The organism is Gelidibacter sediminis (assembly GCF_004364975.1).
Taxonomy (GTDB): domain Bacteria; phylum Bacteroidota; class Bacteroidia; order Flavobacteriales; family Flavobacteriaceae; genus Gelidibacter; species Gelidibacter sediminis.
In genome coordinates this window covers 717,013-742,096 of sequence record NZ_SOBW01000008.1, presented here as the reverse complement: position 1 = coordinate 742,096, position 25,084 = coordinate 717,013, and the positions used below count along the sequence as shown (strand labels likewise).

At 35.5% G+C, this 25,084-nt stretch carries 22 protein-coding genes; 12 read left to right on the top strand and 10 right to left on the bottom strand.

The window, feature by feature from the left end:
- The first annotated feature begins 1 nt into the window (after position 1).
- Complete coding sequence (locus BXY82_RS09940) at positions 2 to 2,362, top strand: GumC family protein (protein ID WP_133758041.1); 2,361 nt, start codon at positions 2 to 4, stop codon at positions 2,360 to 2,362.
- Between the two features lie 253 nt (positions 2,363 to 2,615).
- Here BXY82_RS09940 and BXY82_RS09935 read toward each other — a convergent pair whose 3' ends face one another.
- Positions 2,616 to 3,620 (bottom strand): GNAT family N-acetyltransferase, encoded by a 1,005-nt coding sequence (locus BXY82_RS09935; RefSeq protein ID WP_133758040.1) that lies wholly within the window; start codon positions 3,618 to 3,620, stop codon positions 2,616 to 2,618.
- 33 nt (positions 3,621 to 3,653) lie between these two features.
- Positions 3,654 to 4,826, bottom strand: coding sequence for a proline dehydrogenase family protein (locus BXY82_RS09930; RefSeq protein ID WP_133758640.1), 1,173 nt, complete (start codon positions 4,824 to 4,826; stop codon positions 3,654 to 3,656).
- Between the two features lie 92 nt (positions 4,827 to 4,918).
- Between BXY82_RS09930 and aroB the strand changes: the two genes are divergently transcribed.
- Positions 4,919 to 5,986 (top strand): 3-dehydroquinate synthase, encoded by a 1,068-nt coding sequence (gene aroB / locus BXY82_RS09925; RefSeq protein ID WP_133758039.1) that lies wholly within the window; start codon positions 4,919 to 4,921, stop codon positions 5,984 to 5,986.
- On the opposite strand, the gene BXY82_RS09920 is transcribed toward aroB, so the two are convergent.
- The 3 genes from BXY82_RS09920 to BXY82_RS09910 all read right to left on the bottom strand — a co-directional run bounded on the left by BXY82_RS09920 (position 5,981) and on the right by BXY82_RS09910 (position 8,283).
- A complete protein-coding gene (locus BXY82_RS09920; protein WP_166643288.1) occupies positions 5,981 to 6,496 on the bottom strand; it encodes a DinB family protein in 516 nt (171 codons plus the stop codon). The two genes, aroB and BXY82_RS09920, sit on opposite strands and share 6 nt — an antisense overlap.
- An 81-nt stretch (positions 6,497 to 6,577) precedes the next feature.
- Entirely contained in the window at positions 6,578 to 7,057 is a 480-nt protein-coding gene (locus BXY82_RS09915) for an Lrp/AsnC family transcriptional regulator (protein WP_133758037.1), read from the bottom strand.
- A gap of 65 nt (positions 7,058 to 7,122) precedes the next feature.
- Positions 7,123 to 8,283 carry a M14 family metallopeptidase gene (locus BXY82_RS09910; protein WP_243835775.1) on the bottom strand — a complete coding sequence of 387 codons (1,161 nt, stop codon included), beginning with the start codon at positions 8,281 to 8,283 and terminating at the stop codon, positions 7,123 to 7,125.
- Between the two features lie 309 nt (positions 8,284 to 8,592).
- Here BXY82_RS09910 and BXY82_RS09905 point away from each other — a divergent pair, with 309 nt between their 5' ends.
- Both BXY82_RS09905 and BXY82_RS09900 read left to right on the top strand, forming a co-directional pair.
- Positions 8,593 to 8,970 carry a helix-turn-helix domain-containing protein gene (locus BXY82_RS09905; protein ID WP_133758036.1) on the top strand — a complete coding sequence of 126 codons (378 nt, stop codon included), beginning with the start codon at positions 8,593 to 8,595 and terminating at the stop codon, positions 8,968 to 8,970.
- Positions 8,971 to 9,052: 82 nt separating this feature from the next.
- Positions 9,053 to 9,442, top strand: a complete 390-nt coding sequence (locus BXY82_RS09900) for a hypothetical protein (RefSeq protein ID WP_133758035.1) — start codon at positions 9,053 to 9,055, stop codon at positions 9,440 to 9,442.
- A 158-nt stretch (positions 9,443 to 9,600) separates the two neighbouring features.
- Here BXY82_RS09900 and BXY82_RS09895 read toward each other — a convergent pair whose 3' ends face one another.
- The 4 genes from BXY82_RS09895 to ychF all read right to left on the bottom strand — a co-directional run bounded on the left by BXY82_RS09895 (position 9,601) and on the right by ychF (position 16,088).
- Positions 9,601 to 12,249, bottom strand: coding sequence for a DNA gyrase/topoisomerase IV subunit A (locus BXY82_RS09895; protein ID WP_133758034.1), 2,649 nt, complete (start codon positions 12,247 to 12,249; stop codon positions 9,601 to 9,603).
- Between the two features lie 11 nt (positions 12,250 to 12,260).
- Positions 12,261 to 12,743 carry a hypothetical protein gene (locus BXY82_RS09890; protein WP_133758033.1) on the bottom strand — a complete coding sequence of 161 codons (483 nt, stop codon included), beginning with the start codon at positions 12,741 to 12,743 and terminating at the stop codon, positions 12,261 to 12,263.
- Positions 12,733 to 14,598, bottom strand: a complete 1,866-nt coding sequence (locus BXY82_RS09885; RefSeq protein WP_133758032.1) for a DNA topoisomerase IV subunit B — start codon at positions 14,596 to 14,598, stop codon at positions 12,733 to 12,735. The genes BXY82_RS09890 and BXY82_RS09885 overlap by 11 nt, the downstream gene beginning before the upstream one ends.
- 395 nt (positions 14,599 to 14,993) lie before the next feature.
- The gene (gene ychF / locus BXY82_RS09880) at positions 14,994 to 16,088 is read right to left on the bottom strand and encodes a redox-regulated ATPase YchF (RefSeq protein WP_133758031.1); all 1,095 of its coding nucleotides are present in this window, start codon (positions 16,086 to 16,088) and stop codon (positions 14,994 to 14,996) included.
- A 236-nt stretch (positions 16,089 to 16,324) separates the two neighbouring features.
- Between ychF and BXY82_RS09875 the strand changes: the two genes are divergently transcribed.
- Positions 16,325 to 19,051, top strand: a complete 2,727-nt coding sequence (locus BXY82_RS09875) for a TonB-dependent receptor (RefSeq protein ID WP_133758030.1) — start codon at positions 16,325 to 16,327, stop codon at positions 19,049 to 19,051.
- A 74-nt stretch (positions 19,052 to 19,125) separates the two neighbouring features.
- On the opposite strand, the gene BXY82_RS09870 is transcribed toward BXY82_RS09875, so the two are convergent.
- Positions 19,126 to 19,479, bottom strand: a complete 354-nt coding sequence (locus tag BXY82_RS09870; protein ID WP_133758029.1) for a 4Fe-4S dicluster domain-containing protein — start codon at positions 19,477 to 19,479, stop codon at positions 19,126 to 19,128.
- Between the two features lie 162 nt (positions 19,480 to 19,641).
- On the opposite strand from BXY82_RS09870, the gene BXY82_RS09865 reads away from it, so the two are divergent.
- The 7 genes from BXY82_RS09865 (at position 19,642) to BXY82_RS09835 (ending at position 25,050) form a co-directional block, all read left to right on the top strand.
- The gene (locus BXY82_RS09865) at positions 19,642 to 20,700 is read left to right on the top strand and encodes an acyl-CoA reductase (protein ID WP_133758028.1); all 1,059 of its coding nucleotides are present in this window, start codon (positions 19,642 to 19,644) and stop codon (positions 20,698 to 20,700) included.
- Positions 20,701 to 20,776: 76 nt separating this feature from the next.
- Complete coding sequence (gene serC / locus BXY82_RS09860; protein ID WP_133758027.1) at positions 20,777 to 21,841, top strand: 3-phosphoserine/phosphohydroxythreonine transaminase; 1,065 nt, start codon at positions 20,777 to 20,779, stop codon at positions 21,839 to 21,841.
- Positions 21,842 to 21,927: 86 nt separating this feature from the next.
- On the top strand, positions 21,928 to 22,890 hold the full coding sequence (locus BXY82_RS09855) for a D-2-hydroxyacid dehydrogenase (protein WP_133758026.1): 963 nt from the start codon (positions 21,928 to 21,930) through the stop codon (positions 22,888 to 22,890).
- Between the two features lie 94 nt (positions 22,891 to 22,984).
- Positions 22,985 to 23,632: a DUF937 domain-containing protein gene (locus BXY82_RS09850; RefSeq protein ID WP_133758025.1), complete on the top strand. Its 648-nt coding sequence runs from the start codon at positions 22,985 to 22,987 to the stop codon at positions 23,630 to 23,632.
- A 60-nt stretch (positions 23,633 to 23,692) separates the two neighbouring features.
- Entirely contained in the window at positions 23,693 to 24,181 is a 489-nt protein-coding gene (locus BXY82_RS09845) for a DUF6146 family protein (RefSeq protein WP_243835774.1), read from the top strand.
- 36 nt (positions 24,182 to 24,217) lie between these two features.
- Positions 24,218 to 24,712, top strand: coding sequence for a DUF6787 family protein (locus BXY82_RS09840; protein ID WP_133758024.1), 495 nt, complete (start codon positions 24,218 to 24,220; stop codon positions 24,710 to 24,712).
- Positions 24,712 to 25,050: a hypothetical protein gene (locus BXY82_RS09835; protein WP_243835773.1), complete on the top strand. Its 339-nt coding sequence runs from the start codon at positions 24,712 to 24,714 to the stop codon at positions 25,048 to 25,050. Before BXY82_RS09840 ends, BXY82_RS09835 begins: the two co-directional genes overlap by 1 nt.
- Positions 25,051 to 25,084 lie beyond the last annotated feature (34 nt).

Genomic DNA, 25,084 nt, shown 5'->3' with positions numbered 1-25,084 from the left:
CATGGATACGACATCAACCAATGAAATTAGAAAGATTTTTGACTTATATCTGTCAAAATGGAAATTGATCGTATTATCTGCTATAGTTGCCTTGATTATCGCCTATGGTTATCTTCGCTATTCAACTTATCAGTATGAAGCCTTTGCAACCATTAAGATTAAAGATGAGAAACAATCGCAAAAATTACCGACCATAGCTGACATGGGTAAAGGTGGGCTTTTTTCAGACGGAGGAAACAAAATAAAGGATGAAATTGCAGTTATGACTTCTCGGACGATAATTTCCAATATTGTTAAAAACTTAAAACTTAATGTAAGTTACTTCGAACAAGGCAAGATTAAGGAACAAGAAATTTATGAAAACCCACCGATTCGAATAAACTTCTTCACTAGAGACTCAATTATATACAATATTGACACAACTCTTTACATCAAAGTCACCTCTCCTTCAAAATTTTTAATGTTTAAAGACGATGGTAAATCCATTATCAATAGAGACGAAAATGAAGGGAAATTACTTTCATTTGGCGATCGAATAAAAACAAGTTTTGGAGATATCATGATAGTTCCTAATGTTGGTGAATATGCACCAATCGTTGGCAGCAATTTAAAAGCTAAAATCAGCCCAGTAACCTCAGTAGTTAATAAATATCAATCGAGCATCCAAACTTATTTAGATGAAGGGTCGAGTGTCGTAAAAATGTCACTTAGAGATAACATTCCCCATAAAGCCATTGATATTTTAAACCAAGTGATTCGGGAATATAATAACGACGTAATCAAAGATAAGGAAGAGGTTGTTAGGGTGACTTCTGATTTTATAAACAACCGTCTTGAACTTGTGTTTAAAGAATTAGAAGAGGTGGACTTTTCCGCCGAACAAATTCAGAAAAAAAATAATTTAACAGCATTAGGTTCTCAAGCCAACATCTATCTAGAAAGTGAAAAACAAAATGAGATTCAGATCAACAATACTGCAAATACAATTCAGTTAATCGATTACTTACAACAAGAAATAAAAGATGAAAGCAAGAGCTCTGACTATTTGCCTTCAAACCTGGGTATTGCAGATCCTAATGTTAATCAGGTTACTAAAAACTATAATGAACTGGTAGCACAACGTGATCGAATCTTAAAAAATTCCACTGAAATCAACCCTGTGGTTATTAGCCTCAATAATGAAATTAATTCCTTAAAAGCCAATTTGGAGAATTCATTGGAGAATATGAAAAAGACAAGTCAGATCACTCTAAACAATCTCACTAGAGAAGATGCAAGAATTAGGGGGCAACTCTATTCGGCACCAACAAAACAAAGGCAATTGCGAGATATTGAGCGACAACAAAGTATTAAGGAGTCTCTTTATTTATATTTATTGGAAAAACGTGAAGAATCTGCTATTAGCCTGGGAATGTTTTCGCCAAATGCTAAGATAATTGACACAGCCTATTCAAATTATTCACCTGTAGCACCTAAAAAATCAATAACATATTTAGCGGCCTTAATATTAGGACTAATGCTACCTATCGGTTTAATTTACGTAACAGATTTGCTCGATACAAAAGTTTATGATAAAAACGACTTAATCAATCTGCTAGAAATACCATATATTGGGGACATTCCTTTAACTAGTAAAAAAACAAAACTAATTAATCGTGTTGATTATTCGCCTAAAGCTGAAGCTTTCAGAATTATTCGTTCCAATATAGATTTTATATTAAAAGATCAAAGATCAACTACTAAAAAAATCTTTATTACTTCAACAAGAGCACAGGAAGGCAAATCACACACTAGTACCAACCTAGCATCCTCTATTTCATTTTCTGAAAAAAAAGTATTGTTAATAGAAATGGATATTCGTGTTCCCACTGTACTTAAATCGTTGAACGAACAACCATCAACTAACGCTGGTTTATCAGATTATTTGGCTGATAAAGAATTGAAACCTGATGACATTTTAACCAAACTGCCATATAATAAATTCCTAGATATTATTCCTTCAGGCACAATACCTCCTAACCCTTCTGAACTATTGATGAGCCCAAAAGTAGAAGAGCTTTTTAAATATTTTGAAGATAAATATGACTACATAATAGTTGACGCCTCAGCAGTAGGGCTGGTAAGTGATACCCTTCTCGTATCAAAATATGCTGATATGTTCATATATGTAGTGAGCGCAAACAATATTGATAAAAGACATTTAGTTGCTATAGCCAAACCATTATTTGAAGACGGTAGACTACCCAAGTTAAATTTGTTGTTAAATGGTACAAACTTCGATAAAAAAGGGTATGGTTACGGGTATGGATATGGTAAAGAACCTTTAAAAAATAAAAAATGGTATAGTTTCCTGAAAATATAACATTTTGCTCTCTAGGGGTAGTGTCGATGCAATTTTGGACAAAAGCTAACTAGGTGTGTTCCATCATCAAATAACTATATTTAAATTAATTTTATTAATGGAACACTGTTTACGTTCAAATACTGAGAATCTAATTGAAATAAAATTTACCGTTTTTATTATAATGTATATTAAAATAAAAAATTGAGATTTAATTCTTTTTCGCTATGGAAATGAAAATTTTTCCAATATCAATTCATGAGGTTTTATATTCTCAATCGGACACATTCCATTTTTTAAGTCTAAACTGCAATTTGGTAACTCGTGAATTTATATTTTGATCTCTTAAAAATTGTTTTAACCTGTAATAATATGCCATAAATATGGCAACTGCAGTAGCTTTTCCAGATTTAGAATCATAAATTATATGATGTTGATAGCGGTATTCGGTATCACACCAACGCTCCTTGTAATCACTTTCGCCTTTAGAAAAATCTAATATGTTTATATTATTTTCGAGACACCATTCAATTAAATAGTATATTTCAATATTCCCTAGTCCAATTCTATTATATTTAATATCAAAAGTTCTTAGAGCTACAACTAAGTTATCACCATATACAAAATTAAATGACATAGCAATAGGCTGCTCAGCATCGTAGATAACAAAAAGAGCCACGTGTTTATCATTAATTAATGGAAAAAGAACTTCCTTGTAAAAGTCCCACATCGGAAGCACCGTATTGTGAGTATTCAGTGCAGTAAATCTCGTTTCAAGAATTCTTTTGAACTCATGGATTAAACCAATATATTCATCTTCTGAAATCTGACCAAAAAACATTTTTTTACTGATATCATGATTTTTATGAAGTTGTTTAAGTGACCTTCTAAAATTATACCTGCTTTTGCCAGAATTATAACAGTTAAAAATTACTTCATCAAGGGATTTGTAATTTTTCAAATTTACGTACAACCCCTTATATTGTTGTATTTTAAGAATTTTGAGATTCGAACAATCTAAATTGAGTTTACTGTGCAAATATTCTGGTACATCAAAGATAACACAAACCTTACCTTCATAATCTGACTTGCTTTGATCTATGCGATAGAATAATCCACTAGTATAATTTTCACCGATGTTCGTATAGTATCTAGGCAACTTTCCCTCAATAAATTTAACACCATTTAGAAAATTAAACTTTGATGCTTTTTGGCCTTTACCATAATGCTTTAACCAAATATTTTCGTAGATCGCACTAGTAAATGGATTAGATTTCATGAATAAGTTGTTTATTTGAATCTACAAATAAATTTATAATTTCCGCCGTTTTCTTTCTGCCTTTATCAGCATAAGTTCCCTGCTCGTTTGCCCAGCAACAGAGGTATTTTCTTCCGCTCGTCTAATTAAATAAGGCATCACATCCTTTACGGGCCCAAATGGCACATATTTAGCTACATTGTAACCGTTGGCAGCTAAATTAAAACTAATATGATCACTCATGCCATATAATTGCCCAAACCAAACACGGTTGTCACTTTTATCTATTTTTAAATCTTTCATCATCTGCATAGCCAAATAACTGCTTCGTTCGTTATGAGTGCCTATAAATAATGAAATGGTGTCTAAATTATTCAGTATATATTCTAAAGTCTCGTCAAAGTTCACATCCGTGGCTTCCTTTGTTGCACAAATTGGAGATTCATAACCTTTTTCTTCAGCTCTTTCGCGTTCTTTTTCCATGTAAGCCCCACGTACAATTTTAACGCCTATGGTAAATCCTTCTTCATTCGCGCGTTGATGTAATTTTTTGAGATAATCTAGTCGATCCCATCTATAAAGCTGTAGCGTATTATACACAACAGGAATACTTGTATTGTATTTTCGCATCATGTCTTCACAGAGTTCGTCAGCAGCATCTTGCATCCAGCTTTCTTCGGCGTCAATTAATATTTCTACATCCTTTTGTTTTGCCAATTTACAGACAGCATCAAAACGTGCCACCACTCTATCCCATTCTTCTTGTTCCTTGTCAGTGAATGGTTTTCCCTCTCCCTTTTTCTGATAAAGATGAAAACGACCAAATCCCGTAGGCTTAAATACAGCTATTGGCATTGACTTTTTTTCATCTGCGAAGTTTATGATTTTAAGTGTTTTTTCCATGGCTGCATCAAAATGCGATTCAGTCTCTTTCCCTTCAACCGAAAAGTCTAATACAGAACTCACATGTTTGTCATACATTCTGTCAATCACAGGTAGGCAATCCTCTTCACTTACCCCTCCACAAAAATGATCAAATACAGTGGATCGTATTAAGCCTTCAACAGGCAAGTGCGCTTTTAAAGCAAAATTGGTAGCTGCAGTACCTATTCTAACCAAAGGTTCATAAGATATCATCTTAAACAAAAAATATGCACGCTCTAACTCTGAATCACTTTTAAGACTAAAAGCAACTTCTGTGTTTTCAAAAATGTTTGATGTAGTCATTGTGGAAAAATAATGGCAAATATATTTATTCATTCGCTATAATTTGATTAAAAACTGCTAATTTTCATCCTTTATTAAAAGCCTTTGTTATAATGACCTCAATTACCAACGATACATACACCGTCCATTTCAATGCTGACGGTTATACAAAACTTAATAACTACCTTAAAACCAATTCTTTTTCAAAATTATTTATTGTTGTAGATACCAATACACACACCTATTGTTTACCCAAATTCATGTCAAAGTTAGAGACTGATTTGGCATACGAAATCATAGAGATAGAAGCTGGGGAAAGCCACAAGAATATTGATACATGTGTAGGTGTATGGAACGCATTATCAGAGTTGGAAGCCGACAGAAAAGGTCTTGTAATCAATCTTGGGGGTGGTGTAGTGACTGATCTTGGGGGATTTGTAGCATGCACCTTCAAGCGGGGGTTGAAATATGTAAATGTACCAACTTCACTCTTGGCTATGGTAGACGCCTCTGTTGGTGGGAAAACCGGTGTTGATTTAGGCGCACTAAAAAACCAAGTTGGTGTGATCTCTTCTGGTGATATGGTTTTAGTGGACACTGACTATTTAGAGACACTTCCTACAAACCAATTGAAAAGTGGATTGGCAGAAATGTTAAAACATGGTCTAATTTATGACCCCTCATATTGGGGAAAATTTTTAAACTTAAACACCTTAACCTTAAATGATTTAGACATTTTGATTCATCAATCAGTTGAAATTAAAAATGCCATTGTTACAGAAGATCCAAATGAAAACGGATTACGTAAAACATTAAATTTTGGACACACCCTGGGGCACGCCATTGAATCCTATTTTCTAAGTCACGCAAATAAGGAAGAATTGTTGCATGGAGAAGCCATTGCTATAGGAATGATTATGGAAACTTATATATCGTCAGAATTATTAGGGTTTCCAAAAGATCAATTAGAAGTGATCAAACAAACCTTCCTCAATATTTTTGACAAGGTATCCATTGACGATTCAGACCACGGCGCCATAATGGAGTTATTAAAATATGACAAAAAGAATGAGCATGGCAATATAAATTTTGTGCTTTTGGAAGACATTGGGAAACCTAAAATTGATTGTTTAGTCGAAAACAACTTGATAATCAAAGCATTCGATTATTATCAATCATAAATAAAGAGATCTGATAAGTTCAACATGGTGCTTTTCATGCCCTGCGATAATAAACGCTAAGGCACGGACCGAAACAGAGGAGCCACTCGCCTTACCCTTGCGCAACCAAGCCTGTTCATTAAAACTTGCATACAGCGCAACCGTAGCTGATCTAACGGCTTTATATTCGTTAAGTAGACTTTTCATGCTTCTCTTCTTAGCGTGACTAGAATCCACATAAGCATCATGATCAAATCCTAACAGTTCTATCTGATCCATTCTTGCAATACATAGCGCCCTATAACACATTACGCGCTCTGTATCAATCATATGAAGCAAAATTTGCTTGATAGTCCATTTGCCTTCAACGTATTGAAAACTAAGCCTATCATCAGGGATAGTCCTCATGAACGCATCAATTGCTTCACAGTTGACCTTAAGAATTTCTAGTACATCCCCAGCGCCAACCCGGTCAATATAGGGCTGATAATAGGGACTGTATTCACTGGCACTTAAATCTGTACTAATCATTCTTGTCATATCAATAAACATCATAAAAATACCCTTTATTGAGCTCTCAACAAAGGGTATTTCCTTATAAAATATATGATTCTACAATTCGTTAAATATAGAATGCATCAATCGTTTTTTATCGTTGATACTTTCTTCCAAAGAAATCATAGTTTCAGTTCTGTAAATACCTTCAATATCGTCTAACATGAAAATAATATCCTTTGCATGAGAAGTGTTTCTAGCTCTTACCTTGCAAAATATATTAAACTTGCCAGTGGTGATATGAGCCACAGTAACAAACGGAATTTCGTTGATGCGCTCTAAAACAAATTTTGTTTGTGAGGTATTATTCAGAAAAACCCCAACATACGCAATAAATGAATAACCAAGCTTTTTATAATCTAAAGTTAATGATGACCCTTGAATAATGCCCGCTTCTTCCATCTTTTTAACCCTTACATGGACTGTTCCAGCAGAAATTACTAATTTTTTAGCAATATCCGTAAATGGAATTCGGGTATTATCTATTAACATGTCTAAAATTTGATGATCTATTTCATCTAATTTGAACTTTCCCATTTTTAGTGTATTATTATATTTTTTACAAAAATAATAGAAATTTATTAAAGATAATACACCAAATTCTACTTTATTTCCACATTTAGTGAGTGTTTTTCGTTATTTAGGATTACGAAATCGATTTCGACACCCTCTTTTATCGCTTTAAATTTACCAATCTCAACGGTCTTTTGTTGTGCATCCAATTCTCTATGTCCATAGAAATTAGACAAGTCGGCAATTTTTATTATTCGAGGCACGAAAACAATCTGATTTTGCTCCAATCGTTCTTCATATTGAATGCCTAAATCTAAAATTTTCTCATTTCCTGCAATTTCTAACTTTACATTTCTGATGATGATATCATAAAACAATTTTTCGTTTTTAGGGATTGCAGAATAGGCACTTTCAAGGTTTCCAGGAATAGCTTCAAAACCAAGCTGAACTATCGACGTCCATAAAGACTGAAACATCAAGCCTCTAACCACTTCCCTATTATAATCATTCTCATAATGGCCAGCCTCAAACAACACTGTAGGCACATTCATCGACTGAAACGTGTCTCCAACACAATTAATATTGAACGCATCATCATAAATCCCCACCTGTCCCGGTATGACCTCCTGAAGCGTACTATTCATCTTGACAATGACATCCATAGCCCTTCTTCGAGTGACAGTTACACTACGCTCTTTATCCTGTGCGGGCGATAAGAAAGACACAGTTGCTGGCTTGTTTCGTATACCAGCACTAAAAATGGTGCGTTGACCGTGAAGATTAAAACAATAATCAGGCTTAAAACTGTTAAAACATGATCTTAACACTCTGCTTTCTGGCTGAGTCAAATCCTGGGCATCTCTATTCAAATCGACGTGATTGGCATTAAGCCGTGTATACGCTCTTGATCCGTCAGGGTTCAACATCGGAATGATTCCAATCGTGATCTTATTTAGTAAATCTTCAACAAACACATCTTGATTATCTGACAAAACGTTTAGCAAATCAAACAAGGCCTTAGTTGTTGTACTTTCATTGCCATGCATTTGCGACCACATTAATATCCTCAATCTACCATTGCCAACTTTTATAAATTGAATGTCTTCACCCAAAACTGATGACCCAATTACAGAGACATCAAAATGGTTACTATGTCTTTTAAGCAGACCTTTAATATGGTCTGAATTTATATATCGGCCATAAATGGAAGACTCATAATAGTGTTGGTAAGAATGAAGTAAGTGCACCATGTTCATATTAAAAAATTGTGATGACAAATGTAAACAATTGATAATTTACATTTGTAAACATTAATTTTCGGTCTATTTGTTTACAGTCTTATACAAATCGATGTTCTCCTTTCACGATTATTACATTTAAAAACCAATTTCTTGATAACTTCAATAAGTTATCATTAAAAATACTGTATTTCAGATAGTTTAACTATTACACTTAAAACATTAGTTTAATAACAATAAACAATATTAGTGACGCTATTCTAAATTTACATTTGTATTTGTTACATTTGTAGCACAATTATACCGTACTAGAAGTTTACAATGATAAACAGTGATGAATTTTCAAAAAGATTGCAAGATGTCATGGATTACTATGCAGAAAGCGCCTCGTCTTTCTCTGAAAAAATAGGAGTTCAACGTTCGAGCATCTCACACATCTTGTCTGGCAGAAATAAGCCAAGTTTAGATTTTGTTTTAAAAGTGTTATCAGCTTTTCCCGAAGTTGAACTTTATTGGCTGTTAAATGGTAAGGGCGATTTTCCTTCTCGAACTACACCTGTTTTACCGCACGGTGATGCAAGCCAAGAAAAGAGGAACGATAGTACAGACATTCCAAAGTTTGACGCACAAGATAAAAGCATTGAAAAAATTGTTATTTTTTATAAAGATGGAACCTTTAAGGATTTTGTGAAGGATTAACTTGAAATTGTACCTTGAGTTTCAAAATAGGGTTACCAAAATAGCTTTCTTTTACCTAATTTTGCGCTTAAATATGTTACTTATGAAATTGATAGTGCCCTTCGCCTTTTTACTTTTATTTTCTAGCTGTTACAACCGAGAGCGTAATTGCAAAGACTTTAGAACAGGAACGTTTGAATTCACCTATGTTACCGACGGAATTGAAAAAACAGGGCGTTTTGTAAGAACAGAAGATCTCAATATTGATTATTACGAAAACAAGATAGATACCGCTTCTATTAGATGGATTAACGATTGTGAGTTTATTATGAAACATATCAATCCGAAAAATATGAGTGAAGAAAAGGCAATCCACATGAAGATTTTGACAACCTCTGAAAACCACTATACTTTTGAATATAGCTTAGCGGTTCAACCTGGCAGCCAAAAAAAGCGAGTAGAACAAGGTACTGCTACTAAGGTAGAAGATTAGTCGCAAGATACTCTGTGGAGAGATTAATAGCGATAAGGTTTAAAACTACCATAGGACAATTGTACATTGCCTGCGTTTCAAACTTTAACAGAGTATAAGTACTCTAAGAAAGCCTGACTATTTTACACAAAATTGACCTTGGAATGATTAAAAAGAATCTAAAACAACTTTCCTTGCCCATTATCTTCATTCGTATCGTCACCTTCAGTAGATTTTGATTTAGCAGTTGTCCTAGCTTCTGACACATCATCTTCATCCACCACTTCTATTTCCTGTGCAGGAACTTCTTTTGGGGCTTCGTATGGTAATGGCTCCAGTAGGTTTATTTGATTAACTTTCTCCTTAGTCAGTTGGTTTCCTAATGCAGTAATACCTTTAACACTGATAAAATCTTCCAGATTAACTTCCCAATTGTCTTTTCTGTCTTTACCACGTTCCTTGGTAAATTCAACTTCAACCATTGGTTTCCAATCTGTAGAAACAATCTCTAAATGCGATTTAGGATGGTCAGAGATAAATAATTCCTCTCGACCTTCGTGTTCAATAAAAAAACGTTTTACATAATAGCGCTCCTTTTCGCCTTCAAAATAGATTGCAGATATTGGCTTTTTAGGAATCCATTTTTCCAGAACAATCATATCATTATCAAATCTTGTGGTCAATTCTGGTAAAATGGTTTTAACAACGCCCGCTTGCGAAATGATCAACAAACGATCTTCTCCTCTAAATTCGCCTATAAGCTCTCCTCTACCGTCAACATTTAATCGTTGTATGGTATCATCAAACCATATTTTACGAGGTTTTAAAGTAGAAACACCTTTTTCTTTGAGCTCAATTTTCTTAATAGCATATTTGGTTACGCGATTCCCTTTAGAATTTCTCCCCTTAATGAGGATGTCGGCAAAATCCAAATCCCATTTTAGTTTTTTAACACTACCTACTTGTCTCAAGTATATCGTAATCACTTCCGCTTCTCCATTAGGGTTTGAAGAAAAATACCATACCGTAGAACCTTTGTTGCCATTGGTTAAATCATATTCTTTATCGCGTGTAACCCCTGTTACAGAAAAACGTTTTACAAAAGACGGCCCCTTAGCACCATCTCTATAAACCATGTTGTAAATGGTACGCTTATCTTTCTTTATAAAGACTTCAACATGAATGATATCCTTACCAATAAATGTTTTGGCATCTACCTTAGTAACTACCATTTTACCATCTTTGGTAAAAACGATGATGTCATCAATATCACTACAATCACAAACATATTCGTCTCTTTTCAATGATGTACCAACAAATCCCTCTTCCCGATTAACATATAGCTTGGTGTTTCTGATAATTACTTTTGTTGCATCTACATCGTCAAACAGACGAATCTCTGTTAAACGTTCCCGACCTTTTCCATAGTCATTCTTCAAACGCGTAAAATAAGCAATAGCATAGTCCACCAAATGTGCCAAGTCATGTTTCACCTGTGCAATTTGATCTTCTAGGGCATCAATTTTTTGTTGCGCTTTATCTATATCAAACTTAGAAATACGCTTTATTCTAATTTCGGTCAACCGTTCAATATCTTCTGTGGTAATGGATCGTTTTAAATGCTTAATATGCGGCTGTAGTCCTTTGTCTATAGCTGTAATAACACCATCCCAGGTCTCTTCTTCCTCTATATCTCGGTAAATTCTGTTCTCAATAAAAATACGCTCCAATGATGCAAAATGCCATTGCTCTTCAAGTTCGTCAAGTTTAAGTTCCAAATTTTGCTTTAGCAGTTGTACAGTGTTATCTGTAGAGCGTCTCAACATTTCAGTAACACCAATAAAAAGTGGCTTATTGTCTTCGATAACACATCCTAACGGCGATATTGACACCTCGCAATTTGTAAAAGCATACAGGGCGTCAATTGTTTTATCCGGTGAAATCCCAGACGGCAGATGCACTAAAATTTCTACTGATGATGAAGTATTATCTTCAATTTTTTTAATTCTGATCTTTCCTTTGTCATTAGCCTTTAAAATTGAATCTATGAGCGAGGAGGTATTTGTACTAAATGGAATTTCTGTTATGACCAAAGTACTTTTGTCCAACTGAGAAATCTTGGCTCTTACACGAACTTTTCCGCCGCGCATGCCATCTTTATAGTCTGTAACATCTATAATTCCAGCCGTTGGGAAATCAGGATAAATGCTAAACTTTTTTCCATTAAGATGTTTGATAGACGCATCTATCAACTCCACAAAATTGTGTGGTAATATTTTTGTTGATAATCCAACAGCAATCCCCTCTCCTCCTTGGGCCAATAGTAATGGAAACATCACCGGAAGGTTTACGGGCTCTTTTCGTCTGCCATCATACGAAGCTTGCCAAGATGTAATTTTTGGATTAAATACTACATCCAGTGCAAATTTTGACAGGCGCGCTTCAATATAACGTGAGGCTGCCGCACTATCACCTGTTAAAACATTCCCCCAGTTACCTTGGGTATCAATTAAAATATCTTTTTGCCCTATTTGCACCATGGCATCGGCAATACTAGCATCGCCATGTGGATGGTACTGCATGGTATGACCCACAATATTTGCTACTTTATTATAACGCCCATCATCAAGGTCCTTCATAGACTGCATAATACGACGCTGAACTGGTTTAAATCCATCTTCAATTGCAGGTACGGCACGTTCTAAGATAACATACGAAGCGTAGTCCAAAAACCAATCCTTAAACATCCCGGTAACCCTTGTAATGGTTTCATTACTTGTATTATCCTGAATATTTTCTTCATTATTATGTAGGTGATCTTCTTCCAATTTAGCAGGTGTTATTGAGTTGGTTTACTATTGTTTTTGACCATTTTACTTAAAGATTGTCTAATATATCGTCTCTTCCTTTTAGTAAGAAGCGTAACGTTAAAACGTTCCTTTTTAACATGGCCTTTGGAATTTTTAATATAGAGTGTCAAACTTTTATAAATGACATAATTTCTGAACTTAAACGCTACCAATTGGTCTTTATGAAATTCTACTTTATATTCTCTGTAATTGAAATGGTCTGATAGCAACAAACCTTTGTTGATGACTACCACTTTAATCCCGTCACTATCATATTCAAAATATTTCGAAATAGCATGCACTGAAAAGAACAAGAGTAAAAACCCGAGTAAGAGAATAATAAATGTTAAGAATGGATTGGTAGTGAGGTGACTGAATGCCCTAAAAACTGTTGCCAACACTATGGCAAGAACGATTAGTACAAAGTAAACCGAAACAATTATATTTTTTACTTTCGCATTATTAGTTCTCATGAACTTCCTCCACTATGTCTAGTTCTACTTTAAGATTGTCGATAATAAATTCCTGTCGGTCTGGTGTGTTTTTGCCCATATAAAACTCCAGTAGTGCTTCAATAGACATGTCTTTATCTAACATAATTGGATCCAAACGGATACTTTCGCCAATGAAATTTACAAATTCATCTGGAGATATTTCACCAAGACCTTTAAATCGGGTAATTTCTGGTTTAGGCTTCAATTTTTCAATGGCATCACGACGCTCCTGTTCTGAATAACAATAAATTGTTTCCTTTTTATTTCTTACTCTAAACAATGGCGTTTGTAAAATATACAAATGGCCTTCCTTAATTAATTCAGGAAAAAACTGTAAAAAGAAAGTAATCAACAATAATCTGATATGCATCCCATCTACATCAGCATCAGTAGCAATTACAATATTATTGTAACGTAAATCTTCAATGGATTCTTCAATATTCAATGCAGCTTGCAGCAAGTTAAACTCTTCATTTTCATACACAATTTTCTTACTCATGCCGTATGAATTCAATGGTTTACCGCGTAAACTAAATACAGCTTGGGTGTTTACATCACGAGATTTTGTAATACTACCCGATGCTGAATCACCCTCAGTAATAAATAAGGTAGACTCTAAATACCTATCGTTTTTAGTATCACCAAAATGTACGCGACAATCACGCAACTTTTTATTATGCAAACTCGCCTTCTTAGCCCTGTCTTTAGCCAGCTTTCTAATGCCAGACAATTCTTTACGCTCACGTTCTGCCTGAAGAATTTTGCGTTGAATCTTCTCAGCAGTTTCAGGATTTTTATGCAGGTAATTGTCTAAATGTGTCTTTACAAAATCGTTTACAAAAGTTCTTACGGTTGGTAAATCGCCTCCCATGTCTGTCGAGCCCAACTTTGTTTTGGTTTGACTCTCAAAAACAGGCTCCATAACCTTAATGGCCACGGCGGTGACTACAGACTTACGCACATCAGATGCATCATAATTTTTACCATAAAACTCGCGTAGCGTTTTCACCAGCGCTTCCCGAAAAGCAGCTAAATGTGTGCCGCCTTGCGTTGTATTTTGACCATTTACAAATGAATGATATTCTTCACTATATTGCGTTTTACTATGCGTTAAAGCTATTTCTATATCTTCGGCCTTCAAGTGGATAATAGGATACACCATGTCAGATTCATTGATGTTCTCTTCCAACAAATCTTTCAATCCGTGCTCACTATAATATTTCTCACCATTAAAAATTATGGTCAATCCTGTGTTGAGATACACATAGTTTTTGAGCATCTTCTCAACATATTCATTACGATACTTATAGTTTTTAAAGATTGTTTCATCTGGAACAAAAGATACTTTGGTTCCTTTCCTCCTAGATGTGTCCTCTAATAATTCTTGATCAATGAGATTCCCTTGTGAAAATTCTGCGGAAGCGGATTTACCATCACGTGTAGACTCTACTCGAAAAAAATGCGACAGGGCATTCACCGCCTTTGTACCAACACCATTCAAACCAACAGATTTCTTAAATGCACGCGAGTCATATTTTCCACCCGTATTCATCTTAGAAACCACATCGACCACTTTACCTAAAGGAATTCCACGGCCGTAATCCCGGACAATTACTTTATTGCCTTGAATGGAAACCTCAATAGTTTTGCCTGACCCCATGACATACTCATCAATGGAATTGTCTAAAACCTCCTTTAAGAGTATATAAATCCCATCGTCTGGTGAAGAGCCATCACCGAGTTTACCAATATACATCCCGGGACGCATACGAATATGCTCTTTCCAATCGAGCGAACGTATATTATCTTCGGTATAGTTGGTTTCTTGAGACATAAAAGCGTGAAAAATTTAGATAGGTTGCTAATATAACATTTCGTAATAAAACTCAAAACCGCAATGGTTTAAAGTAATTAACAAAAGTTAAAAATAGGGTGAATAAATAATTATTAGTGTAGTATTAGCTTTTTCCTTTAAAAGTAAAATACAATATAGGAATGATTAAAATTGCAAGCGCAATAATTAATGAGGTAATAAATACAAATTTAAAAACGTAATAAAGCACCACAAAGAAGATGATTGCTCCAGCCAGCCATAATATAATTTTCATATAAAATCAATTTTTATCCGATTTAAAGATAGGGATAAAATTGTTGGTAAGTTAAAATTAATTACACCGTATGCAAGCGGCGTGCAGACGCCTTCAAAAATGAAAAGTATTATAGGTTTGTTTATACATTAAACAAGAAATGCATCACATCGCCATCTTTGACCACATAATTTTTGCCTTCTACCCGCATCTTCCCTGCTTCCTTCGCTTTTGCTTCACTTCCTAGCTCTGAAAAATCTTCATAGGCAATAACTTCTGCTCTAATAAATCCTTTTTCAAAATCAGTATGAATAACCCCTGCCGCTTGAGGTGCTGTGGCGCCTACATCAATGGTCCACGCTCTAACCTCTTTAACTCCGGCCGTAAAATAGGTTTGCTGTTTTAATAACTTATATGCTGATCTAATTAACTTAGAAGATCCTGGCTCTTCCAATCCAATGTCTTGTAGAAACATTTGACGCTCTTCATAGCTGTCCAATTCATTTATATCAGCTTCCGTCCCGACTGCCAACACTAATATTTCGGCATTTTCATCTTTTACAGCTTCCCTTACTTGTTCTACATAAGCATTGCCTGTTGCGGCAGAACCTTCATCCACATTACACACATACATGACCGGTTTATCAGTTATGAATTGTACAGGATTCACAAACTCCACATAATCTTCTTTGTCAAATTCTAGTGTTCTTACTGAAACCCCTGCTTCTAGTGCTGATTTAATTTTGAGTAGAACCACCTCTTCCTTTTGTGCCTCTTTATTACCAGTTTTTGCTGCACGTTTTACTTTCTCAAGCTTCTTATCAACCGTTTCGAGATCTTTCAACTGAAGTTCCATATCTATAGTCTCCTTGTCTCTAATAGGGTTTACATTTCCGTCAACATGGACAATGTTGTCATTGTCAAAACAACGAAGCACGTGCAAAATAGCATCTGTCTCCCTAATGTTGGCCAAAAATTGATTACCTAACCCTTCACCTTTACTAGCTCCCTTTACCAAGCCTGCAATATCTACAATCTCTACTGTTGCAGGTTGCACACGTACCGGTTTTACCAGTGCCTCCAAACGTTCTAAGCGTAGATCAGGAACATTTACAATACCTATATTGGGCTCAATGGTACAAAATGGAAAGTTTGCACTTTGCGCCTTTGCGTTAGATAAACAGTTAAATAAAGTTGACTTTCCTACGTTTGGTAATCCTACAATTCCGGCTTTCATGTTATGGTGGTATTAGGTATCAAGTATAAAAATTGATCTTGATTTTCAGGCTGCAAATTTAGTGAATTATCTGAATAAAACACAGTAAAAAACAAACAGCTATTCCATTAGCAATCTCACTTAAATTTGATGGTATTTATAAAGAAACTTTAATATTTAATGTAATTCATTAACGATACACAAAGCTTTAACATATTTTCTTATATTTATGTCAATTAACATATAACAAGTCAAATATGAAATACATTTTTACTTTAATACTAACAATGCTTAGTATGTCTTTAAGTTTAGCTCAGAATGTCTCAGGAACCGTAAAGGATTCTGATGGCAACCTAATGGCTGGCGTAAATGTTATCGAGAAAGGAACCACAAATGGTGTACAGACTGATTTTGAAGGTCGCTACAGTATTTCTGTGAGCGGCAAAGCTACGCTGGTCTTTAGCTACGTAGGCTCCAACACACAAGAAATTCCCGTAAATAACCGAACAACCATTGATGTCATCCTGGGAGATGGTGTCAGCTTGGAAGAAGTAGTTTTAGTAGGTTCCAGAAGCCCTAAACGCACCTCCCTTGACACTGCTGTGGCCATAGACGTTATAGACGTTTCTGAAGTAACTTCACAGCTTGGAAAAGTAGAGATTAATGAGTTGCTGCAATATGCTGCACCTTCATTTAACGCGAACAAACAGTCTGGAAGTGATGGTGCTGACCATATTGACCCTGCCTCATTGCGAGGATTAGGCCCTGACCAAACATTGGTTTTAATTAATGGTAAAAGACGTCATCAATCCTCGTTGATCAATTTATTTGGCACACGTGGTCGCGGAAACACAGGAACTGATTTAAATGCCATTCCGGCATCTTCTATAAAACGCATTGAGATTTTAAGAGATGGCGCCTCTGCCCAATATGGATCAGATGCCATTGCAGGGGTTATTAATATTGTCTTAAAGGACGATGTGAATGTTGCAACAGGAAGTGTTAATTACGGCTTTTACAGCACTAATGCTGATGTGGACACCAGTGCTTTTCAAGATGATAATTACGGTCTATGGAACACTGACGGGTTTTTCTTAGATACCGAGCGTGATGGCAACGCCATTGGAAAAGATAAAAATTTCGATGGAGGCTCCCTCAAGATTTCCGCGAATTACGGTGTTAAAGTGGGCAATAAGGGTGGATTTGCAAATTTTACTACGGAATACTTGAGTAAGAATCACACCTTGCGACCTACATTTGATTTTAGAAAAGGATTTGGTGAAGCAGCAATTGATGGCTTTAATTTCTTCGGAAATTTTGCCGTTCCCATATCAGATAACACCGAAATTTATGGCTTTGGCGGACGCAACTATAGAGATACCAATGCCTACGCCTTTACTAGAAATGGAGGAGAACGTGTTGTTGAAAGCATTTATCCCAACGGATTTACGCCTAGGATCACATCTATTATTGTTGACAATTCCGTTGTTGCGGGTATTCGAACAGAAACTGCTAGCGGATGGAAAGTTGATATTAGCAACACCTACGGCATAAACAAATTTCATTACTACATTAAAGGAACACTAAATGCTTCTTTGGTAGATGTTTCTCCTACTGATTTTGACGCGGGTGGACATAGCTTAAGCCAGAACACCATAAATTTTGATATATCTAAATATTATGATAACGTACTTAGTGGCATAAATTTAGCTTTTGGAGCTGAATATAGAACTGAAAACTTTATGATATTTGCTGGCGAAGATGGATCATGGGCGACCTACGACATAAATGGTGTGCCATTTAATGCTAATACCCCTGACGCATTAACTGTTTACTATACAGATGCTAACGGAAATCTTATTTTGGATGATGATGACAATGCCATTCCACGTCCAGGAGGCTCACAAGGATTCCCTGGATATGCACCAGCCAATGAAGTAGACCGAAGTAGAAGCAACATTAGTTTATATGCAGATGGCGAATTTGATATATCCGACAAGTTTTTAGTCAGTTTGGCTGCCCGATTTGAAGATTACAGTGACTTTGGAAGTACCATTAATGGAAAGTTAGCCGCCCGATTAAAAGCTACTGACAACATCAATATTCGAGGTTCTCTTAGTACTGGTTTTAGAGCACCATCATTGGCTCAGATATATTACAATCTCAGATTTACAAATTTTATTGGTGGTGTTGCCAGCGATCAGTTGCTATCACCCAACAACAGTCCCGTAACGGCGTCATTCGGAATAGGTCCTTTGCATGAGGAAAAAGCTTTTAATGCCGCATTAGGATTTACTGCAAATTTTGGTAAATTTTCAGCAACTATTGATGGGTACTATATTAATGTTAAAGACAGAATTGTTTTGACTGGTACTTTTGATGCCCCAGATATTGAGGGTGTAGATACGGCACAGTTTTTTGCTAATGGTGTAGATACTAAAACCAAAGGTTTGGATGTGATTCTGTCCTATAAAACAAACCTTGGCGAAAATAGTTCATTTGGCGCTACTTTTTTAGGCAATTTTAATGAGATGGAAATTGATAAAGTATTGAACGGCGACTTAGATGAACAAACTTTTTTTGGCGAACGTGATAAAGCCTTTTTATTAGCATCAGCTCCTGACAGCAAATTGAGTTTAACCTTAACTTACGATAAAAATTGGTTTGATGCAGGTTTAACTTTTACACGATTTAGCGAAGTACATCTATTAGACTTCCAAACCTTTGAAGACCCAGCTGATTATGGTGGTTTTGCACAACAAATCATTGCTGCCACAGACACTTATGGCGCAAAAATGGTTACAGACCTCAATTTTGGATTTAAACTCTCTGAAAATCTTAAACTAAATATAGGTAGTAATAACCTATTTAATATTTATCCTGATCAACAGGATGATTGGACGGAAGGTGGAGGCTATTGGGACGCTGTACAAATGGGCTTTGGTGGCGCCTATTACTATGCCAAAATGAATTACAGGTTTTAAGAATACGATAGTTCCAATACAAAAAAACCGAGCAAATTGCTCGGTTTTTTTTGTACTGATGTATTTTGTATTTGTTATCCTTCAGGATGCATAAAGCGCTGCTTAGCCAGCAACTGCTCTTCAGTTTCCATATGGTCATCATCAGGAACACAACAATCTACAGGGCACACTGCCGCACATTGTGGTTCTTCGTGAAACCCTTTACATTCTGTGCATTTATCTGGTACTATGTAATAAATTTCATCACTGATAGGTTCTTGAGATTCTTCTGCATCCACCTCTTTTCCATCAGGTAGCACCACAGTTCCAGTTAAACTAGTTCCATCTTTATATCTCCAATCGTCAGCACCTTCATATATAGCGGTGTTTGGGCATTCTGGTTCACAAGCCCCGCAGTTAATACATTCATCTGTTATTATAATTGCCATAGCATCTCTTACATTAAAAGTTTAACAATAGAAATTTGTGAAATGCAGTAGGTTTTTAGATCCTTTAAGAAAAAGTAAGGCTTAAAACAAAACTCGTTCATTTCATTTTTCTAACTTTGCGGAGCAAAAATAACGCCAAAACTCTTCATAACCAAATACAGAATGGATTTACAACAAAGAATTAATGCTTTTGTAAAATTAGGTGAATTTATTGGACAATTCTCAAGGGAAGGCTTTCGAAAAAACGATAACGTTACTACCAACGCATTGTTTTTTGATGGCTTTAAACATCAAATTTCACTGGCCCATGAGCATAACGCGTGGTTCACGAAAGAAAATATTGCATTTGCATTAGAAGGGTGGTCTAACTCACTGACAAACGCCAATCTTAAGAAATGGTTAGAAACTTATAATTTAAAAGATGTTTCCCCAAAAAACGTCGCCATAATAATGGCTGGCAACATTCCTCTAGTAGGTTTTCACGACTTTTTATCTGTTCTTATCTCGGGTCATCAGGTTATTGTCAAGCAATCTTCTAACGACAAGCATCTACTGCCCTATTTGGCTAAATATTTAGAACATGTTGAACCTGAGTTTAAAGGGAAAATTATTTTTATTGAAGATAAACTCAGTCAATTTGATGCCGTAATCGCTACCGGAAGCAATAACACTGCCCGTTACTTTGAACACTATTTTAAAGGAAAACCATCAATCATCAGGAAGAATAGAAATTCCGTGGCAATTTTAACCGGCAAAGAAAGCGAAGTCGACTTAAAAGCACTCTCAGAAGATATCTTTAGATATTATGGATTGGGCTGCAGAAGCGTATCTAAACTTTTTGTCCCTAAAAATTACAACTTTGATGGCTTTTTTAAAGGGCTTTATGAATGGCACCCAATAATAAATCAACATAAATACGCCAATAACTATGATTATAACAAGGCGGTTTATCTGATGAGTGAATATGAGCTTTTAGAAAACGGTTTTTTTATGATTAAGGAAGATAAAAGCTACGGTTCGCCCATTGCAACCATTTTCTATGAATACTATGACAGTTTAGAAACTTTAAAAACACTGTTAGCTGAGAATGAAGAAAACATTCAATGTGTAGTATCTAAGGGTGTCACCACAGATTCAATTGCCTTTGGCCAAACGCAACGTCCGCAGTTATCTGACTACGCTGACAATGTGGACACTATTGCATTTTTGACAAAAATCTAGTTGATAAATTATCAAATTATTAATCGCTTTTCTTCACGAATTTACCACCTTTGTAACATTCCAAAAACCAAAACCAATGAAAATACATAATTTTAGCGCAGGCCCTTCAATTTTACCTCAAGAAGTTCTATTAAAAGCTTCTGAAGCTGTAATGGATTTCAATAATATAGGATTGTCCTTATTAGAAATTTCGCATAGAAGCAAACATTTTGTAGATGTGATGGAAAACGCCAGAGCTTTAGCTTTAGAGCTTTTGGGTCTGGAAGGAAAAGGCTACAAGGCATTGTTTTTACAAGGAGGTGCAAGTATGCAGTTTGTCATGGTTGCCCAAAATTTATTAGAAAAGCGCGCAGGATATCTAAATACTGGTACATGGAGTAACAATGCTATTAAAGAGGCTCGAATTTTTGATGATATTTATGAAGTAGCCTCTTCAAAAGATGCTGGTTACAACTATATCCCTAAAGGCTATTCAATTCCGGAAGACTATGATTATTTTCATTGTACTTCCAACAATACCATATTTGGCACCCAGATTAAACAATTTCCAAACTCCCCTATCCCAATGGTTTGTGATATGAGTAGTGACATATTTTCACGCGAACTTGATTATTCTAAGTTTGACCTCATATATGCTGGAGCTCAGAAGAACATGGGCCCTGCAGGAACCACGCTTGTTGTGGTTAAAGAAGATATTTTAGGGAAAGTATCTCGTAAAATCCCATCCATCTTAGATTATCAAGTCCACATTGCAAAAAGCAGTATGTTCAACACTCCCCCTGTTTTTGCGGTATATACCTCAATGTTAACTTTAGAATGGATTAAAAACTTAGGCGGCATTAAAGCTTTGGAAAAAGCAAACGAAATGAAAGCACGTGTTATTTATTCTGAAATTGACCTCAATCCACTCTTCAAAGGATATGCGGTTAAGGAAGATCGCTCTATGATGAACGCCACATTTAATTTAATTAATGACGATTTGAAAGACACTTTTGAGACGATGTTGAAAGAGGCCGGTATAAGTGGCTTAAATGGTCATAGAAGTGTTGGCGGCTATAGAGCATCAATGTATAATGCCCTATCGTTAGACAGTGTGAAAGCCCTTGTAGAGGTTATGAGCGAGCTGGAAACAAAAGCATAAACAAATATATTACAATATAATAAGTTAAAAATAAATTATGATTTCCATTCGATATAATCAATCATGGGAATAAAAACTAAATAGTCATGAAAGTATTAGCAAACGACGGAGTATCCCAAAGCGGCATTTATGCCTTGCAAAATGCTGGTTTTGAGGTGTTCACAACAACGGTAGCCCAGGAGCAACTTATAAATTATATCAATGAGAAAGCTATTGATGTATTATTGGTAAGAAGTTCAACAACGGTAAGAAAGGATCTCATAGATGGTTGCCCTAACCTTAAAATTATTGGTCGTGGTGGCGTCGGGATGGACAATATTGATGTTGATTACGCCCGTAGTAAAGGCATGCACGTCATAAACACGCCAGCGGCATCATCACAGTCTGTTGCTGAATTAGTATTTGCGCATTTATTTGGAGGTGTTCGGTTTTTACATGATGCCAATAGAAACATGCCTTTAGATGGCGATTCAAGATTTAACAACCTCAAGAAGAACTATGCCAAAGGTTCAGAATTAAGAGGCAAAACATTAGGTATTATTGGATTTGGACGTATTGGCCGTGAAGTAGCTAAAATTGCGCTTGGTGTGGGTATGAAGGTTATTGCCAGTGATAAATTTGTCGGGAAGGCAACCATAAAAGTTGATTTTTATAACGGTCAATTCATCAACGTTGAGATTGAGACAGAACCTATGAAAGAAATTTTGAAACAGTCAGATTTCATCACACTTCATGTTCCAGCACAAGACAGTTATGTTATTGGAGCGAAGCAATTTGACTTAATGAAGGATGGCGTAGGCATTGTCAATGCTGCACGTGGTGGTGTAATTGATGAGGTAGCACTGATTAAGGCTATAGAAAGCGGGAAAGTTGCTTTTGCAGGATTAGATACATTTGAAAGTGAACCAACACCTGCTGTTCAAGTTTTAATGAATGGCAGCATATCATTAACACCACATATTGGTGCTGCCACCAATGAAGCACAAGACAGAATTGGTACTGAACTCGCATCTCAAATCATCAGTCTTCTGCATACAGAAGAAGTTTGAAGTTAAAAATATATTATTAAAATAGTGCTTTAAGCTAATTAGTTGAGAGCACTTTTTGTATTTTTAAGATCGTGTGAATCAAAAATTAAAAAATATGACTGGAATTATAGATCTTTTAAATAGTGAAATGGGCAAATCCATAGTAAATGGAGTAGCCAATCAAACCCATCAACCTCAGCATAAAACTCAAGATGTGCTAATGATGGCCATGCCAGTTTTAATGGCTGCAATGAAACGCAACGCATCATCGCCTGAAGGAGCTCAAGGTTTACTAAGTGCATTAAACAATAAGCATGATGGTAGCATTTTGAATAATTTTGATAGCCTATTTGGTGGGGGTGTTGATGACAATGTCATGAATGATGGAAGCAAAATTTTAGGGCATGTACTTGGCAACAAACAACACAATGTAGAACATGCAATCAGTGCAAAATCTGGAGTAGATGCAGGGTCTGTGGCGCAAATTTTAAAATTGGCTGCTCCTATTTTAATGGGCATGTTAGGCAATCAAGCTAAACAACAAAATGTGAACAGCCCAAGCGGGTTAGAAGGAATGTTAGGAGGTTTATTACAAAGTAATTCCCAACAAGGCCGTGGCGACCAGAGTTTTTTAGAATCAATTCTAGATGCTGACGGTGATGGTAGTATTATGGACGATATTGCAGGAATGGCCATGGGCGGAAATAAGAAGAAAGGTGGGCTAGGCGGATTGCTTGGCGGTTTATTTGGAGGAAAAAGCTAAACTGCCCATAAATATTACTAATTAGCCGCATTGTTCTAATGCGGTTTTTTTTTGTTAAAAATGGCTAACGGACTAACCGTTGCATTTAAATTTCGTAAATTAAATAATAAATTTATGGTTATGAAATCGTTGCTCATCATAGCGCTTCTCAGCCTATTTGCAGTATCCTGCAACAGTACAAAGTCAGTTAGAAAAAGTAAGTCTGGCAATGGTATTGCACAAGATACCGTTAGAATTGCAAATGACTCGTTAGAGTATGAAATCTTAATTATAGAACCAGGATTTAACACTTGGCTTGCTTCAAGAGCAAAACCAGAAGGCTTTTACTCTCAGGAATATCTGGAAAGTAGAAATAGAATATATGTTTCCGAATGGAACAATCGTGTAATGCAGCCTCAACGTTATAATAGTAATCTTTATGAACTTCAAATTGATTATCAACCCACTATCAATTATGGATACGACGTTAATTATAAATTATACAATTACTTTATTTACTTTCAATTAACATATAAACAAAGATTAGGACCTTTTGAGCCTCGAATTTAGTGGAATTACAGTATCTTTGCAGCGCAAAAAGTTGCAATGGAGAATTTTAAAAAAAATTGGCAAATACAACATAACTGGCAATTGCTTTTTCCAGTTTTAGGTCTTTTAATTCTAGGGTATTCCTCATACAGGTTGGCTGATGTCCTTGTGGGTAACACCAACATGTTTTTGGTTGTTATATTCAGTATAGCACTATTCTTTACACTATTAAAATTGACCTTATTTTTATTTAAAAAATTAGAACATAAGTGGCCTGTTGAACATCGCTGGGAGATGATTCGCGTATTTATTGTATTTGCAGTTACCGGCTCTTCATCAATGTTAATAGGAAAGCCAATTATAGCATTAATTGGAATTACAAAAGAAAATCTCAACGATGTCTTATATTGGATACTATATTTTATTGTAGGCATCATTTTTTATCAAATATTATTGGTTACTTTTGGATGGCTCTTTGGACAGTTTAAATTCTTTTGGGAATTTGAAAAGAAAATGCTACGCCGATTTGGATTAGAACGCTTTTTAAATTAATGGATATATTCAGACAACATATATTTTTTAAAATTTTGACGCTGACTTTAATGTTAACGTTCCTGTTGCCTGCTGCTGTTAAAATTTTACATGTTTTTGAACAACACAAACATGAAGTGTGTTTAGGTGAAGCTGACACTCACATCCATACAAAGGATGTTGAATGTGAGTTTTACAAATTTAAATTAAATACACCGTTTACTATTCCTGAGAATCATATTGCAACCTTAGTTTCCCCTCAAATAGAAGGCATAATCCCTACCAATTATGCGTTTTTAAGTGAGTTTCAATATCTCCATTTTTCACTACGAGGACCACCTGCAATTAGTTTAATATAAAATTTTCTGAAATCAATTCAGAATTTCTCTCACA